The sequence below is a fragment of the Streptomyces sp. NBC_01408 genome (assembly GCF_026340255.1).
In the GTDB taxonomy this organism is placed as follows: domain Bacteria; phylum Actinomycetota; class Actinomycetes; order Streptomycetales; family Streptomycetaceae; genus Streptomyces.
On record NZ_JAPEPJ010000002.1, the window covers coordinates 862187 to 876303 of the forward strand.

A 14117-nucleotide genomic window follows, 5' to 3' on the forward strand; every position below is an offset into this window, starting at 1 on the left:
AGTATGTCCGCGGAGTAGCGTGAGCCGGTATGCGAAAGATCATTCTGATGCTGTCGGTGTCCCTCGACGGATTCATCGAGGGTCCCGAGCGGCAGATCGACTGGCACACGGTCGACGATGAACTGCACCAGCACTTCAACGACGAGGCCCGGGCGATGGGCGGCTTCCTGGAAGGCCGCGTGACGTACGAGCTGATGGAGGATTTCTGGCCGACCGCCGACGCGGACCCCACGATCTCCGGGCCGATGGCCGAGTTCGCGGGCATCTGGCGGGACACGCCCAAGTACGTGTACTCGCGCACCCTGGAGACGGTCGGCCCGAACGCCGTGCTCGTCCGGGACGTCGTCCCGGCGGAGGTCGCCGCCCTGAAGGCGGCCCCCGGAGGCGACCTGTGCGTGGGAGGGGCGGATCTCGCCGCCTCGTTCCTGCGCCACGACCTGGTGGACGCATTCCAGATCTACGTCCACCCCGTGCTCATCGGCCGCGGCAAACCGCTCTTCCCGCCGTCCGACACCCGCACGCCGCTCCGCCTCGACGGCACGCACACCTTCGGCAACGGGGTCGTCCAGCTGCGGTACGAGCGGCCGTAGGGGGCGTACGGTCCGGGCCGGTCCGGGCTGGGCGTGCGGTCGGGGCCGGTCCTACGGGTCCGGAGCTGGGCGTACGGGTCCGGAGCTGGGCGTAGGGGTCCGAGCGGGGCGTACCGTCCGGGAGGGACCCTCGCCCTGTCGGGCGGGTCACGGCCGGGCCCACGCCTCCCGCACCGGTGACGGGCAGGCCACCTCCACCCAGACGCACTTGCCGTCGGGCCCGGGCCGCGACCCCCAGCCGCGGGACAGCCGTTCCACTATCAGCAGGCCGTGTCCGCCCGGCTGCCCCGGTCGCAGGAGCGAGCCCGGCCGCAGGGGCTGCGGCGGCGCCGGGTTGCCGTCGGTCACCTCGATCCGCAGCCGCTCCTCGGTGCAGTCCAGCAGCAGCGCGCCCGGCCCGCCGCCGTGCAGGCAGGCGTTGGCCACCAGCTCCGACACCAGCAGGAGCACGTCCTCGGCGGCCTCCCGGTCCTCCTCCGCCTCGGCGGGGAGCCACTGCCAGGCGGTCAGCGCCCTGCGGGTGAACTCGCGGCTGCGCGTCACGACGTCGGTGGTCCCGTCCAGTACCAGGTACCAGGTCCGGTCGGGCGACCCCCGCTGCTCCATGACGCTCAGGCTCCTCCGTGTCGGCGCGGAGTCGTATCCGCGTGTCCCCGTTGTCCCTGTTATCCCTGGTGTCCGCGGGTCCGCACCCCGCGAACCGGGCGCTAGGCCGTGTCCGGCGGACCGCCCGCCTCGCCCAGGGCCTCCGCCACATCGGCGTGCACGGGGAACACCCCGTCCGCGCCGGTGATGCGGAACATCCGGGCGACCGGACCGCGCAGGCCGATCAGTTCCAGACCCGCACCGGCCTCTTGCGCGTTGAGCCGGCTGTGCAGCAGCACGTTCAGCCCCGTGGAATCGCAGAAGTCAAGGTCGGTGAGGTCCACCAGCAGTCGGCCGCCGGAGGTGACCGCCGCATCCAGCGCATCGCGCAGCGGCGGCGCCGTGTCGTGGTCCAGCTCCCCCGCCAGTTCGACGACGACGGCTCCGTCCACGGTCCGCACCGCGACGGTGAAGCGCTCGCTGTCCGCTTCCGGAACCATCCGGCATCACCCTTCCGTTCTGTCCGGCACCTTCCCTGAAGCGGCGGGGATACGCATCCGGGAAGCATGATCTGCGACACGTCGGGCAGTGGCCGTCACAGAAGCCTGTCGAGCACTGCGGCCACGGAAGCCCCCGGACGACAACCGCCCCGGGGGCCGCCCGGGGGCTTTCGCCTGCCCGGCCCCGGGGCCGGGAGCCGCGAGACACCTCTTAGGTACGGCGGGGCAGGGGCCCCCTGAGCGCACGCTCCAGGACGTCCGCCGGGAGGTACTCCGAGGGGCCGGACCAGCGCAGGCGGTCGTCGAACTCGATGGTGTCCCACAGGTCTTCGCCCACCTGGGCGGCGACGTCCTGCCGCAGCCGGGGAAGGAGGGCGTACAGCCGGTCGCCGGGGCAGGCCGTGCTGTTGAAGTCCCGGTGGCCGTAGATCTCCGACGGGGGCAGCCCGTACTGGCGGCAGACGTGCGCGCAGAGCGCGACCAGGGCCTCGTACTGCTGGGCCGGCGGCTCCACGCTGGTGTAGTTGCCCTCGTTCTCGATGCCCACCGACACGTTGTTCTGGCCGACGCAGTGGGCGGAGCGGACCTGCCGGGCGCCCGCGGTCAGTTCACCGAGGCTGTGGTGGCGCCCTTCGGTGACGAACGCGCCGCGGCTGACGGTGAAGTGCTGGCCGGTGTCGATCCAGCCCTGGCTGTCCATGTGGTAGTTCTGGATCGCCCGCGCGAGGGCGAACGCACGCTGGCGGGAGTAGTCCTCCACGTTCGTGGTCGCCGTGTGGTGCACGACGATCCGCTCCGGGGGCGTGGAGAGGATCACCACGGGCTCGGCGGGCGGTCTGGCGCCCCACGCCGCGCAGTCGAAGATCTCCGGAGTCGTGGCGGCCGACGCGTGGGCGGCGGCCCGCGGCCACAGCGCCGCCGTACCGAGCCCCAGCGCACCGGAGAGGATCATGCGGCGGGTGACGCGCCGCAGCGGGGACGGGGGGATCTCGGCACGCATGGGGAACTCCCTCTCACCGGTGGGGGGCGACCGCGGCGGCTGCCGCGCACACCCCACAACGACGGGACGATCAAGAAGCAACGTCCCTGCACCCCCGCCCGGGGGAGCCCGTAGGCCGAACGGACGCACGCCGCGGCAGCAGGCGTCGCGTCAGAACGCGTTGCGCCGCCGCAGCCCCAGCGGGCGGCCGTCCGGGTCGACCAGCACCCGGTGCAGGGGAGCCGCGATCAGCCGCTGCGCGCCGGTCAGGTCCGGCGGGACGTACCGGCGCAGCCGGCCCGGCGGCCGGGGGCCGGGGCAGCCGTCCCCGTACCAGGCGTCCAGCGCGGCGGCGGCCTCCTCGCAGGCGGCGAACGCGGCCACGGGGTCGGACAGCGCGTTCCGCGCGTCCCGCGCCTGCCGCGACGCCGGGTCCCCGGCGTCCAGGTGCTCGCGCATGAGCTCCAGACGCAGCTCCCGGGCGAAGGCGCCGGCCTCGTCCACCACGGCGCAGCTCAGCTCGGAGTCATGGGTCCAGGAGCGGAGGTTGATGTTGTCGGAGCCGACGGAGGTCCACACGTCGTCGATCACGCACACCTTGGCGTGGACGTAGACGGGGGTGCCGGCCCGGTTCTCCAGGCAGTACACGGCCACCCGGTCGCCGCCGGCGCGGCGCAGGGCGTCGAGTGCGGTGATCCGCCCGATGAGGTTCATGGGCAGGGTCAGGCGGCCGTCCTGTTCCGGGACCGAGGGGATGACGGCGATCAGCCGGAGCCGGGGGCTGCGGCGCAGCGCCCGGGCGAAGCAGGCGACCACCCGGGGGGACCACAGGTACTGGTCCTCCAGGTAGACCAGGGTCCGTGCCCGGGCCAGCGCCTTGAGGTAGGCCCGGGCGATGCTGCGCTCCCCGTCGGGGGCGAAGGGGTAGCCGCGCAGCAGGCGGTTGGGGTAGGTCCGCAGCACCTGCACGGTGTGCGTGCCGCAGGGTGGCGGGTCGGCCGTCTGCGGCGGCAGCCGGTCTGCGCTGGTGTCCTCCCGGTGCGCCAGCGCCCGTAGCCGGGTGAGGGGGCTGCGGCTGAGCGGGGACGGGTCCTGCCAGCGCTCGCGGAAGACGGCCTCGATGTCGCCGACGGCGGGCCCGCGCAGGGCGAGCTGCACGTCGTGCCAGGGCGGGTGGGGTCCGTAGGCGGCGGCCATGGGCGTCGACTGGCGGTCGCCGCGGTGGGTGGAGTCGTCGTTGCGGTTGTGGCAGAGGTCGATGCCGCCGACGTAGGCGACGTCCTGGTCCGGGCGCCCGGGGTGGCGCAGGACCACCAGTTTCTGGTGGTGCGAGCCGCCGGGGCGTACGCGCATGTCGAGGAGGCATTCGCCGCCGCCTTCCTCGATCTCCTCGCCGAGGTGGCGGTTCTCCGCCTGGCTGAAGTGCAGGCTGTCGAGGTGGGAGCGCCACAGGAGCCCCTTGACGATGACGCCGCGTTCGGCCGCCCGGCACAGGACCGAGCCGATCTCGGTGCCGTCCCCGTCGAGCCGCTCGTCGGGATCGCCGCGCCAGTCGGTGAACAGGAGCAGGTCTCCGGCGCGCAGGTCGCGCACCGCTGCCAGCAGCTCCGCGAAGTAGGCGGCTCCGTGCACCAGGGGCCGTACGTGGTTCCCCTCCGACCAGGCCTTTCCGTCGGGGCGGCGCTGGTCCAGGCGCGTCGCGGCGTTGCCGCGTTCACCGGGTACCAGCAGCCAGTCGGCCTTTGCCACGGGATCGGCCCTCCGGTGTGCTCCTACCCGCCGGGACGGCCGCAATCCCCGCCCGCCGGGGCGGCGGGCGGGGGACCGCCGGCTGGTTCCGGCACCCGGGTCGGCCCGGTCACTGCCGGTTGGGGCATCCGCCCTGCTCCGGCTCGCCGTCGTCGGAGTCGGGGTCGGGGTCGGGGTCGCGGCCGGAGTCGAGGTCGGGGTAGGGGTCGCCGGGGTAGAAGTTGGGGCGCTGGTCGACGTCGTCGTAGTAGCGGTGGAAGACGGGGGTGATGCCGCCCGACACCGGAGGGACGATCCAGCTCCAGTCCGCGGGCACGGTACGCCCCTGGCGCTCCTCCCTGGCCAGGTGGGCGAGGAAGCGGCGGGATTCCGTGTGGTGGTCGCTGATCTGGGCCCCCGCGGTACGGAAGGAGTGCAGGACGGCGACGTTGAGCTCGACCAGTGCGCGGTCGCGCCACAGGGTGCCGTCGCTGCTGGTGTCGAGGCCGAGACAGGCGGCTACGGCGGGCAGCAGGTTGTAGCGGCCTTCGTCGACGAGGTTGCGGGCTCCTATCTCGGTGCCCATGTACCAGCCGTTGAACGGGGCGAGGGGATAGTCGATGCCGCCGACCCGCAGCCGCATGTTGCTGATGGCCGGCACGGCGTGCCAGCGCAGACCCAGGTCGGCGATCCGCGGAACGTCCGGATGGCTGATCGGCACCTCCAGGACCAGGTCCCGCGGCACTTCGAAGAGCTGGGGCTTGTCGTCGGGGGTGTCGATGACCAGGGGCAGGATGTCGAAGGGTCCTTCGAGGCCCTGCCAGCCCAGCCGCCGCACCTTCTCGGTGAAGGCCACGTACGCCGCGTCGCCGACCACCGTGCCGTCGTCCCGGCGGCTGCCGGCGTAGCGGATGAGCTGGTCGTTCCACACCCGGGGGCCGGGCCGGGCCGGGGTGTCGGGGGCGAACACTGAGATCACGGGCCGGATCCGGCCGTCGTTGGTCGCCTGGCGCAGGTGCTCGCACAGGTGGCGGTGGATCTCCTCGGGGGTGGCGGCGTCGCGGCGGTCCAGGACGCGCAGGCTGTTCCAGTACAGGCGGCCGATGCACCGCCGGGAGTTGCGCCACGCGACGCGGGCACCGAAGGCGAGCTCGGCGGGGGTGTGGCGGTAGGTGCCCGTGGCGTCGATGGCGGCACCGACCTCGCCGAGGCGCCGGCCGAGTGTGACGGGCTGGGCGGGATGCTCGGCGTGGAACAGGCGCAGGAACTCCTCTGCCTCGTCCCGGTCGGCGGCGGCACCGGTGTGCGGGCCGGGGGCGGCGGCATGGTGGACGGGTGTCGGGGAGGACGGGGCTTCGGAGTTCACTGGTTCCTCGCAGGAGGCGGGACCGACGGGCTGCCGGGTCAGGCGAGCCGGAGCGGCAGCGTTTCCAGGGACCGGAATTCGAGGTTGGGGTTCCAGGTGGGCTCGCCGGCGAGCCGGATGCCCGGGAACCGGGCGAAGAGGGCCACGTAGAACCACTTCAGCTGGAGGTTGGCGATCTGCCGGCCCAGGCAGGAGTGGACTCCCAGCCCGAAGGACAGGTGCTTGGCGCTGTTGCTCCGGTCCAGGTCGAAGGCGTCCGGCCGCTCGAACACGCCGGGGTCCCGGTTGGCGGCGCCCAGGAAGAGGGCGACGCTCTGCCCGGCGCGGATCCGTACGCCGCCCATGTCGATGTCCGTCGTGGCGACCCGCCAGGTGAACTGGTTCGACGCGTGGTAGCGGATCACCTCGTTCGCCGCGTTGTCCGTGCACGCCCGGTCGGTGCGCAGCCGCTCGATCTGGTCGGGGTTGCGCGCGAAGGAGAGCATGCCGCTGCTGAGCGAGCCGGGTGTGGTGGGGGCGAACAACGCGATGAACAGCAGGACGAGCTGGTGGACCGTCTGCTCCGGCGTGGTCTCCGTCAGGCTGTCCTGGGCGGCCGCGAGGCGGGCGATGACGGTGTCCGGGAGCACCTTGCCGCGCTTGCCCCGGACGAGCTCCAGGGCGTAGGTGTGCAGGTCCGTGAGGAGTTCCAGGAGGCGGTCGAGCGCCACCGGCTGGCTCTGCGGCCCGGACCAGTACGTCATGAGCGTCTCGACGCACGGGATGACGAAGTCCAGGTCGTCCTCCGGCACCCCGAATGCGTGCACGGCCGAACGGACGGGCAGTTCGGCGGCCAGGACGGGGACGGCGTCGATCTCCCTCGTGCGGGAGGGGACCGAGGCGACCAGGTCGGCGGCGACTCCTTCGATCACCTGGCTGTAGTGCTCGTGCGCCGCCCCGCTGAAGCCGGCCTGGGTGGAGCGGCGCAGCGCGTCGTGGCGCGGCGGGTCCGTGTACATCATCACGTTCTTGGTGAACCGGTGGTAGATGTTGTCGGGCGGCAGCGGCCGGCCGGGGAACTTGACCGCCAGTACCTCTTCCATCCGCTCGGCCTTGAGCCGGCGGTCCTTCAGCGCGGCGGCGCAGTCCCCGTACTTCATGACCGCCCAGGCGTTCAGCCCCTCGGACCAGTGGACGGGCTCGCGCCGGGCCAGGTCCGCGTAGACGGGGTACGGGTCGGGCACGATCGCGGGATCCGACAGGGGCGACGGCTGCTGACTCACTGGCTCTTCTCCTTCCGGTGGCCGGGATCCGGGGCCGCGGCCGGGATTCCGGGAGGTCCGAGCACTTCGATCCCGAACTCGGCGGCGATGGCGCGCACTTGTTCCAGGTCGGGCAGGACGATGCCGTGGGGCGGGATCTCCAGGGAGGGCGCGGGCTTCCCCAGGGAGCGGGTGAAGCCGTCGAACCCACCGGGCTCGGTCACGTGCAGGAAGCGCGCCTCGTCCGAGGTGACGAGGAAGGTGTGGGGGACGTGGCGCGGGCCGTAGACGAACGATCCGGCGGGCGCGGCGATGACCTGGCCGGCCACCCAGAAGGTGACCTCGCCGTCGAGGACGTACCACCATTCGTCGTCGCGGTGGTGCACGTGGAGCGGCGAGCCGGTGCCGCGCCGGCCGAGGTGCTCGATGACCGAGGCCGCCCCGTTCATCTCCGCCGCGGAACCCTTGACCGTCGCCAGGAAGTCGAGGAACCACAGCGCCTCGCCCTCCCCCTCGCGCAACGCGATCGGCGCGGTCCTTGCGTCCTCCGGCATATCGGATCCCTTCATCGCGAGACCAGCCGGACCGGCACGGCCGACGGCACGACGGAAATCGTCGAATGGAATGTCACTTCGATGTCATCGACGGGAACGATGAGGAAATTCTTCAGGATTTCGGTCAGCATGACGGCGCACTGCTGTTCCGCAAGCCGGTTTCCGACGCAGTGCCGCGGGCCGGCGCCGAACGGCAGGAAACTGTTGATGGTGGCGTGTTCCTCGTCGTCGGCCGAGAACCGGTCCGGGTTGAATCGGTCCGCGTCGCGGAACAGGTCCGGATTCTTCCCGACGGCGCTCTTCATCCACATGATGACCGTGCCCGGCGGGATGCTCATTCCCCTTTCCTCCACCGCGCGTTCTTCGGTGAATTTCGCACTGAAGGGGACGGGCGGGAAGAGGCGCAGCGTCTCGTAGACGATGCTCCTGACGTACGGGTCGGGGCTCGGATCGCCGCCCGGTCCGCCGGGGCCGTCCGTGTCGTCCGGGCCGTCCGCCGGGGCGGCCGCCTCGATCGACTTGCGCGCCTTCTCCTGGACGTGCTGGTCCTGGGAGAGCATGACCAGCGCCTGGGAGAGGACGTAGGACATGGGGTCGGCGCCGCCGAGGACGAGGGACATCAGCTCCTCGACCCGGTCCTCGTGGGACCAGGGGGCCCGGGTCACCTGACCGAGCAGGTCGCCGGACGGCCGGTGCGCGGGGCACTCGGCGGGGGCGCGCTGCTCGCGGCCGCTCAGCACGGCGCCGAGGACGCCGGCGACCTGGCGGTACGCGGCCCGGACGCGCAGCCGCCGCCGCGGGAAGATCCACCGGACGAAGAAGGGGTGGAAGGCGCGGAAGCTGACCTCTTCCTCGATGGCACCGAGGGCCCGGTGGTACGCGTGCAGATCCGCCCCGAGATCCCAGTCCTCGCCGAAGAGGAAGGCGCTGAGACAGTTGACGCTCCAGTCGCGCAGGTCCGCCTGGATGCCCTCGTAGGTCTCGTCGACGTGCTTCCACTTGTCCACGTACCGGTCGGCCACGTCCGTCAGCACGTACGACCGCTCCGCGACCCCGCGACTCGTCAGGGACGCCGAGAGGACCTGACGGTGGGTCCGGTGGAGGTCGCCCCCCTCCACACCCATGAGGCTCCGGGCCAGCACCGTCCGGTCGGCCCGGCGGTGCGAGTCGAGGTCCTTCTTGTGCAGGTTGGGGGACACGTACGACAGCGATACGAACGCCGCGCTCCCCCAGGCCAGATGGAGGCGTACGAGGGGCCCGTACTGGTCGTGCAGTGCTTGCAGCGCTTCGTGCCGGCCGCCGTGCCCGTAGGCCAGCAGCTCCCCCATGTTCCCCAGGAAGAACGAGGGTTTCGGGCCCGGCAGGTGCCGCAGCGAGCGGAACTCCGCCAGCCGCCGCCGTACGAAGAAGAGCGGAAGAGCGGCGATCACCGGGACGGCGAGCAGGAGCGGCCAGGCCTGGCCGCTGAGGCCGAACCACAATAGGAACCCTGCCAGCAGGAAGGGGACAGCGATGCCCGCCGTGTAAATTGCTCGATACAGTGCGTGTAATCGACGTGCCCTGTGCATGCTCATATCCATTCCCCTCGACGACTGACGCGAGCCTTCCCGAGGACCTTCCGGTCCGTTCGGGGCGTGACTTAAGGGAATCTCGATGCGCAACCAGGCTACGGAGCCGATTCCGGGCGCGGCAATAGAGGCCGACGGGATGGCCGGTTCCCACCGAAGTCATGGAATGTGAATATCGCGTAAGCAAGTCCGAGGCGTACCAGGCCAGCGTTGCACGGGCGCGGCCCCGCCGCGCAATTGAACGGACCGGCGCGGTGGGAGATGGCTCATTCCACGGGTAGGGGTCTTCGGGCCGAGCACGCGGCGGCCGTACCGGTGGCCGGCAGAGCGCCGGCACCCCCGCCCGGTGGGCGGGCCGCGGCGGGCGCCCTTGCCCCTCTCGAAGGACCACACCCTGCATTCGTTCCCGCTGGCCGAATGTGTCCGAGCCGTCAGGTGCGCGCGAGCGCGAGTTCCCTTTCGAATCCGGACAGCAGCGCTTCGAGCGCGAAGTCGAAGCGCGCCACGGCCGCGTCCCCGCCTGCCTCGCGGGCGGCGCTGACCAGCAGCGGGTAGGCGTCCGGGTCCAGCGAGGCCATGTCGCCGGCGCCGTCGACACTGCCCGCCTGTGCGGCGGCGTGACCGACGACGAAGCTGGTCAGGGAGTACAGGACGTCCAGGGTCCTGGGCAGGGGGAAGCCCGCCTCGTACAGCATCCCCACCACGGCCTCCATCGTCCGCAGATTGCGGGGAGTCATGGCGGGCCGGGACAGCAGCAGCGGCACGGCGTGCGGATGCGTGCCGAGCGCGGCCACCAGCGCGTGAGCGTAGGTGCGCAGGTCCTCCCGCCAGGTGGCGGCGCCGAACTCCGGGGGAACGGCCTCCGCGACGACCTGCTCGATCATCCCGTCCAGCAGGGCACTCTTGTTCGGCACGTGGTGGTAGAGGGTCATCGCCTCCACGCCCAGTTCGGCGCCGAGCCGGCGCATCGACAGAGCCTTCAGCCCCTCTCGGTCGGCGAGCCGTACAGCCGCCTCCAGGACGGCCTGCCTCGTGAGCCCCGCGCGCTGCCCGCGAGCCCTGTTGGCCCCCATGGCCCCCTCCTTCCGTACCGGACGCGCTGCGTCACGGGTTGACCATTCTTACGACGTAAGTATAGCGTCGAGACGCAGCCTTACATTGTAAGAATCACCTTGCTGTGAACACGGGGGAACGATGACCAGCACCGAGCTCGCCAAGGCGAGGAAACAGTCCACACGACCACCGGAGGATGCCGGTGCCGCGCCGGAGCCCTCGCCGGACGGGCAAGGCATGGCAGGGCTGCTGGCTCCCTACGCGAGCGGCTTCGTCGCCGTGATCGCCCTGCAGCTCATCGGCGCGGTGGCGGGGTTGGCGCCGCTGCTCGCGGTCGTCGAGCTGGGCCGGACCCTGCTCGCGCCCGGGCCGGTCGACCACGGCCATGTCCGGTTCATCGTGGTCGCGGGCGCGGTCGGCCTGTTCGTCCGGCTGCTGTTCACCGCCGCTGCGGCGGGAGTCGGGCATCTGCTCGACGGGCGGGTGCAGTTGGCGTTCCGCCGGCGGCTGGCCGCGCGGCTGGGGCGGGTCCCGATCGGCTGGCTCTCGCGCCGCCGCAGCGGTGAGCTGGCCAAGCTGGTGGGCGAGGACGTATCCGCCATCCACCCCTTCATCGCCCACACCCCCGGCGAGCTGGCCTCCGCGTTCGTCGTACCACTGGTGTCGCTGGTCTACCTGTTCAGCGTCGACTGGCGGCTGACGCTGATCACCCTGATCCCGGTGGTCGCGGCGATGGCGCTGGTCCCGTTGATGATGACCCCGGCCCGGCTGCGCGAGCAGGCGGAATTCGACGCGGCGATGACACGGATCAGGGCCTCCGCAGTGGAGTTCGTCCAGGGCATCGCGGTGGTCAAGGCGTTCGGCGGGGGCGAGCTCGCCCACCGCGAGTTCCGCACTGCCGCCGACGAGTTCGTCGCCGCCTTCCGCCGCTGGGTGCACGGGATCTCCCCGATCGCCGCGGGGATGCAGCTGGTGCTGTCACCCCCGTTCGTGCTGCTGACCGTGCTGACCGGCGGCGCGGCGCTCATCACCAGCGCGGAGATGACACCGGCCGAGCTGCTTCCGTTCCTGCTGCTGGGACTCGGGCTGACCGCCCCCGTGGCGGCGCTCGGGCACGGCTTCGACGAGCTGCAGGCCGCCCGCCGCGCGGTCGGCCGGATCCGCGACGTGCTCGCGGTGCCGCCGCTGCCCGAGCCGGCGCACCCTCTCGCGCCGCACGGCCACCGGGTGGAGCTGCGGGGCGTCCACTTCGCCTACGAACCCGGCCGCGAAGTACTGTGCGGAATCGACCTGGTGCTGGAGCCGGGGACGGTCACCGCGCTCGTCGGACCGTCAGGAAGCGGCAAATCCACGCTGGTCCAGTTGCTGCCGCGGTTCGTCGACCCGACGAGCGGCTCGGTCCGCCTGGGCGGCGTCGACCTGCGCGAGCTGAGCAGCCGGGAGCTGTACCGGCAGGTCTCCTTCGTCTTCCAGGACGTGCGCCTGCTGCGCGCCTCGGTCGCGGAGAACATCGCGCTGGCGGTACCGGCCGCCCGTCCGGAGGAGGTGGTGCGTGCCGCCCGGCTGGCGAACATCCACGACCGCGTACTCGCACTGCCCCGCGGCTACGAGACGGTGATCGGCGAGGACGCCCGGCTGTCGGGCGGCGAGGCCCAACGCGTCGCGCTCGCCCGTGCCCTGCTGGCCGACACCCCCGTCCTCGTGCTCGACGAGGCGACCTCCTTCGCCGACCCGCACACCGAACAGGCGGTGGGCCGCGCGCTGGAGGCGATACGCGGCGACCGGACGGTCCTGGTCATCGCCCACCGCCTGGAGACCGTCGTCGGCGCCGACACCGTCGCGGTGCTGGAGGAAGGACGCGTCGTCGAGCACGGCCCGCCCGCCGAACTGCTCGCAGCGGACGGCGCGTTCGCCGCGCTGTGGCGGACCCTGCACGCGCCGGGCTCTGCGGGAGAGGGAGAGGGTGAGCGGCTGTGAGGGCGCACGGCTTGATCGATCCGCCTGGCCGAGTGCCTGCTGGCGGAAGTGATCGGTCTGCGGTGGGAGGACGTCCACACCGAGGCCTCCCGCTGGCAGCACGTCATGTCCGACACGGTGGAGAACAGGCTGGCCGAACCCCTCGGCCAACCCGACGGCGAACGACAAGGAGACCACCCGCGATGATCCGCATGCTGCTGCGCGTGCTGGGCCACCAGTACTCCCGCCCGATGCGCCGCACCCTCGCCCTGATGACGACCACCGCGGCCGTCGAGGGCCTGTCCTACGCCCTGCTTCTGCCCCTACTGCGGGCGCTGCTCGGGGACGCGCCCGGCGACGCCTGGCCCTGGCTGGGCGCGTTCGGCAGTGCGGTGGGTGCCTACGCGGTGCTGCGCTACCTCAGCGACCTGTCGGGGTTCCGCGTCGGCACCGCCCTGCTGCGCGGCGTGTACCACCGCCTCGGCGACCATCTGGCCCGGCTGCCGCTCGGGTGGTACGGCGCGGCCCGGGTGGGAGAGGTGTCCGTCCTGGCCGGCCAGGGTGTGCTGCAGGCGATGAGCGTGATCGCACACCTGCTGGCGCCGTTCGTCTCCGCCGCCGTGACGCCGTTGACGATCGTCGCCGTGATCCTGGCCGCCAACTGGCAGCTGGGCCTGGCCGCGCTGGCCGCCGTCCCCGTCGTGGCGGCGATCCAGATCCTGACCGGTCGTTCGACCGCCGCCGAGGACGCGGAGCGCGCCGCACACGACCGCGAGGCCACCGGCAGGGTCATCGAATACCTCCGGGCCCAGCCGGTGCTGCGCGCCGGCGGCCGGACCGCCGAACGCTTCCGGCTGCTGGACGACTCCCTGCGGCAGGTCCAGCACGCCTCCCGCCGCTCCACGCTGTCCGCGCTGCCCGGCGCGTTGGGGCTGACCCTGACGGTGCAGGCGGTGTTCACCGCGATGCTGGTCCTGGGCGTGCACCTCGCGCTCGGCGGGGACATCGGGGCCGCGGAGCTGCTGACGATCCTGGTGCTGGCCGCCCGCTGCGCGGACCCGCTGCTGTCGCTGGCCGACCTCGGCGGCAAGCTCCGCGGCGCCCGCGGCGAACTGGGCCGGCTCGACGCGGTGCTGCGCACGGAACCGCTGCCGCAGGCCCCCGACCCGGTCCAACCGGTCGGACACGGGGTGGAGTTCGACTCGGTCACCTTCCGGCACGGGGAGCGCACGGTGTTCGACGACCTGTCGCTGTCCGTCCCCGAGGGGCAGCGGCTGGCCGTGGTGGGGCCGTCGGGTGCGGGCAAGAGCACCCTGTTGCACCTGCTCGCCCGGTTCCACGACGTCGACGCGGGCGCGGTGCGCGTCGGCGGCGCGGACGTACGCGCCATCGGCACGGCAGATCTGATGGCACAGTTCGCCATCGTCTTCCAGGACGTCTATCTCTTCGACGGCACGATCGAGGACAACGTGCGCCTCGGCCGCCCCGACGCCACCGGAGCCGAGGTGAGGGCAGCCGCGGCCGCGGCGCGCCTGGACGAGGTGGTCGAACGCCTGCCCGACGGATGGGCGACCGAGGTCGGCGAGGGCGGAGCGCGCCTGTCCGGCGGCGAGCGCCAGCGCGTCTCGATTGCCCGCGCGCTGCTGAAGAACGCGCCGATCGTGCTGCTGGACGAGGTCACCTCCGCGCTCGACCCCGTCAATGAGGCGGCCGTCCACGCCGGCATCGAGCGCCTGATGGCAGGCCGAACCGTGCTCCTGGTGGCCCACCGGATGAGCACCGTCCGACACGCCGACCGCATCGTCTTCCTCGACGCCGGCCGCATCGTCGAGGAAGGCGGCCATGACGAACTGCTGCGCCGTGGCGGCCGCTACGCCGACTTCTGGAACCTCTCCTTGGCCGGGCGCCCCGGCGAGATCTCCGGTTACCGGGTCGGCGACAACGACACCACCCCTTGACCCCCGGGAGTGCGGGTCACCGGGATTGTCCGGATCTCT

13 protein-coding genes are annotated in these 14117 nt (G+C 72.2%); 4 read left to right on the forward strand and 9 right to left on the reverse strand.

The window, feature by feature from the left end; genetic code table 11:
* Window positions 1–29 precede the first annotated feature (29 nt).
* Complete coding sequence (locus OG447_RS26020; protein ID WP_266939713.1) at window positions 30–590, forward strand: dihydrofolate reductase family protein; 561 nt, start codon at window positions 30–32, stop codon at window positions 588–590.
* Window positions 591–737: 147 nt separating this feature from the next.
* Here OG447_RS26020 and OG447_RS26025 read toward each other — a convergent pair whose 3' ends face one another.
* The 9 genes from OG447_RS26025 to OG447_RS26065 form a co-directional block, all read right to left on the reverse strand.
* Window positions 738–1196, reverse strand: coding sequence for an ATP-binding protein (locus OG447_RS26025; RefSeq protein WP_266939714.1), 459 nt, complete (start codon window positions 1194–1196; stop codon window positions 738–740).
* A 101-nt stretch (window positions 1197–1297) separates the two neighbouring features.
* On the reverse strand, window positions 1298–1675 hold the full coding sequence (locus OG447_RS26030) for an STAS domain-containing protein (RefSeq protein ID WP_266939716.1): 378 nt from the start codon (window positions 1673–1675) through the stop codon (window positions 1298–1300).
* Between the two features lie 211 nt (window positions 1676–1886).
* Window positions 1887–2675, reverse strand: a complete 789-nt coding sequence (locus OG447_RS26035; RefSeq protein WP_266939717.1) for a peptidoglycan recognition family protein — start codon at window positions 2673–2675, stop codon at window positions 1887–1889.
* 150 nt (window positions 2676–2825) lie between these two features.
* Window positions 2826–4403 (reverse strand): phospholipase D family protein, encoded by a 1578-nt coding sequence (locus tag OG447_RS26040; RefSeq protein ID WP_266939719.1) that lies wholly within the window; start codon window positions 4401–4403, stop codon window positions 2826–2828.
* A 109-nt stretch (window positions 4404–4512) separates the two neighbouring features.
* Window positions 4513–5748, reverse strand: a complete 1236-nt coding sequence (locus OG447_RS26045; RefSeq protein WP_266939720.1) for a nitric oxide synthase oxygenase — start codon at window positions 5746–5748, stop codon at window positions 4513–4515.
* Between the two features lie 38 nt (window positions 5749–5786).
* Window positions 5787–7010 carry a 4-nitrotryptophan synthase gene (txtE, locus tag OG447_RS26050; protein WP_266939721.1) on the reverse strand — a complete coding sequence of 408 codons (1224 nt, stop codon included), beginning with the start codon at window positions 7008–7010 and terminating at the stop codon, window positions 5787–5789.
* A complete protein-coding gene (locus OG447_RS26055) occupies window positions 7007–7543 on the reverse strand; it encodes a quercetin 2,3-dioxygenase (protein ID WP_266939723.1) in 537 nt (178 codons plus the stop codon). The genes txtE and OG447_RS26055 overlap by 4 nt, the downstream gene beginning before the upstream one ends.
* An 11-nt stretch (window positions 7544–7554) precedes the next feature.
* Entirely contained in the window at window positions 7555–9111 is a 1557-nt protein-coding gene (locus OG447_RS26060; protein WP_266939725.1) for a cytochrome P450, read from the reverse strand.
* A gap of 431 nt (window positions 9112–9542) precedes the next feature.
* Window positions 9543–10184, reverse strand: a complete 642-nt coding sequence (locus OG447_RS26065; protein ID WP_266939726.1) for a TetR/AcrR family transcriptional regulator C-terminal domain-containing protein — start codon at window positions 10182–10184, stop codon at window positions 9543–9545.
* A gap of 121 nt (window positions 10185–10305) precedes the next feature.
* On the opposite strand from OG447_RS26065, the gene OG447_RS26070 reads away from it, so the two are divergent.
* The 3 genes from OG447_RS26070 to OG447_RS26080 are packed head-to-tail and all read left to right on the forward strand — an operon-like array spanning window position 10306 to window position 14078.
* Window positions 10306–12141: an ABC transporter ATP-binding protein gene (locus OG447_RS26070; RefSeq protein ID WP_266939728.1), complete on the forward strand. Its 1836-nt coding sequence runs from the start codon at window positions 10306–10308 to the stop codon at window positions 12139–12141.
* 24 nt (window positions 12142–12165) lie between these two features.
* Complete coding sequence (locus tag OG447_RS26075; RefSeq protein ID WP_323181866.1) at window positions 12166–12327, forward strand: iron dependent repressor, metal binding and dimerization domain protein; 162 nt, start codon at window positions 12166–12168, stop codon at window positions 12325–12327.
* Window positions 12324–14078, forward strand: a complete 1755-nt coding sequence (locus OG447_RS26080) for an ABC transporter ATP-binding protein (protein ID WP_266939730.1) — start codon at window positions 12324–12326, stop codon at window positions 14076–14078. Before OG447_RS26075 ends, OG447_RS26080 begins: the two co-directional genes overlap by 4 nt.
* Window positions 14079–14117: the final 39 nt, after the last annotated feature.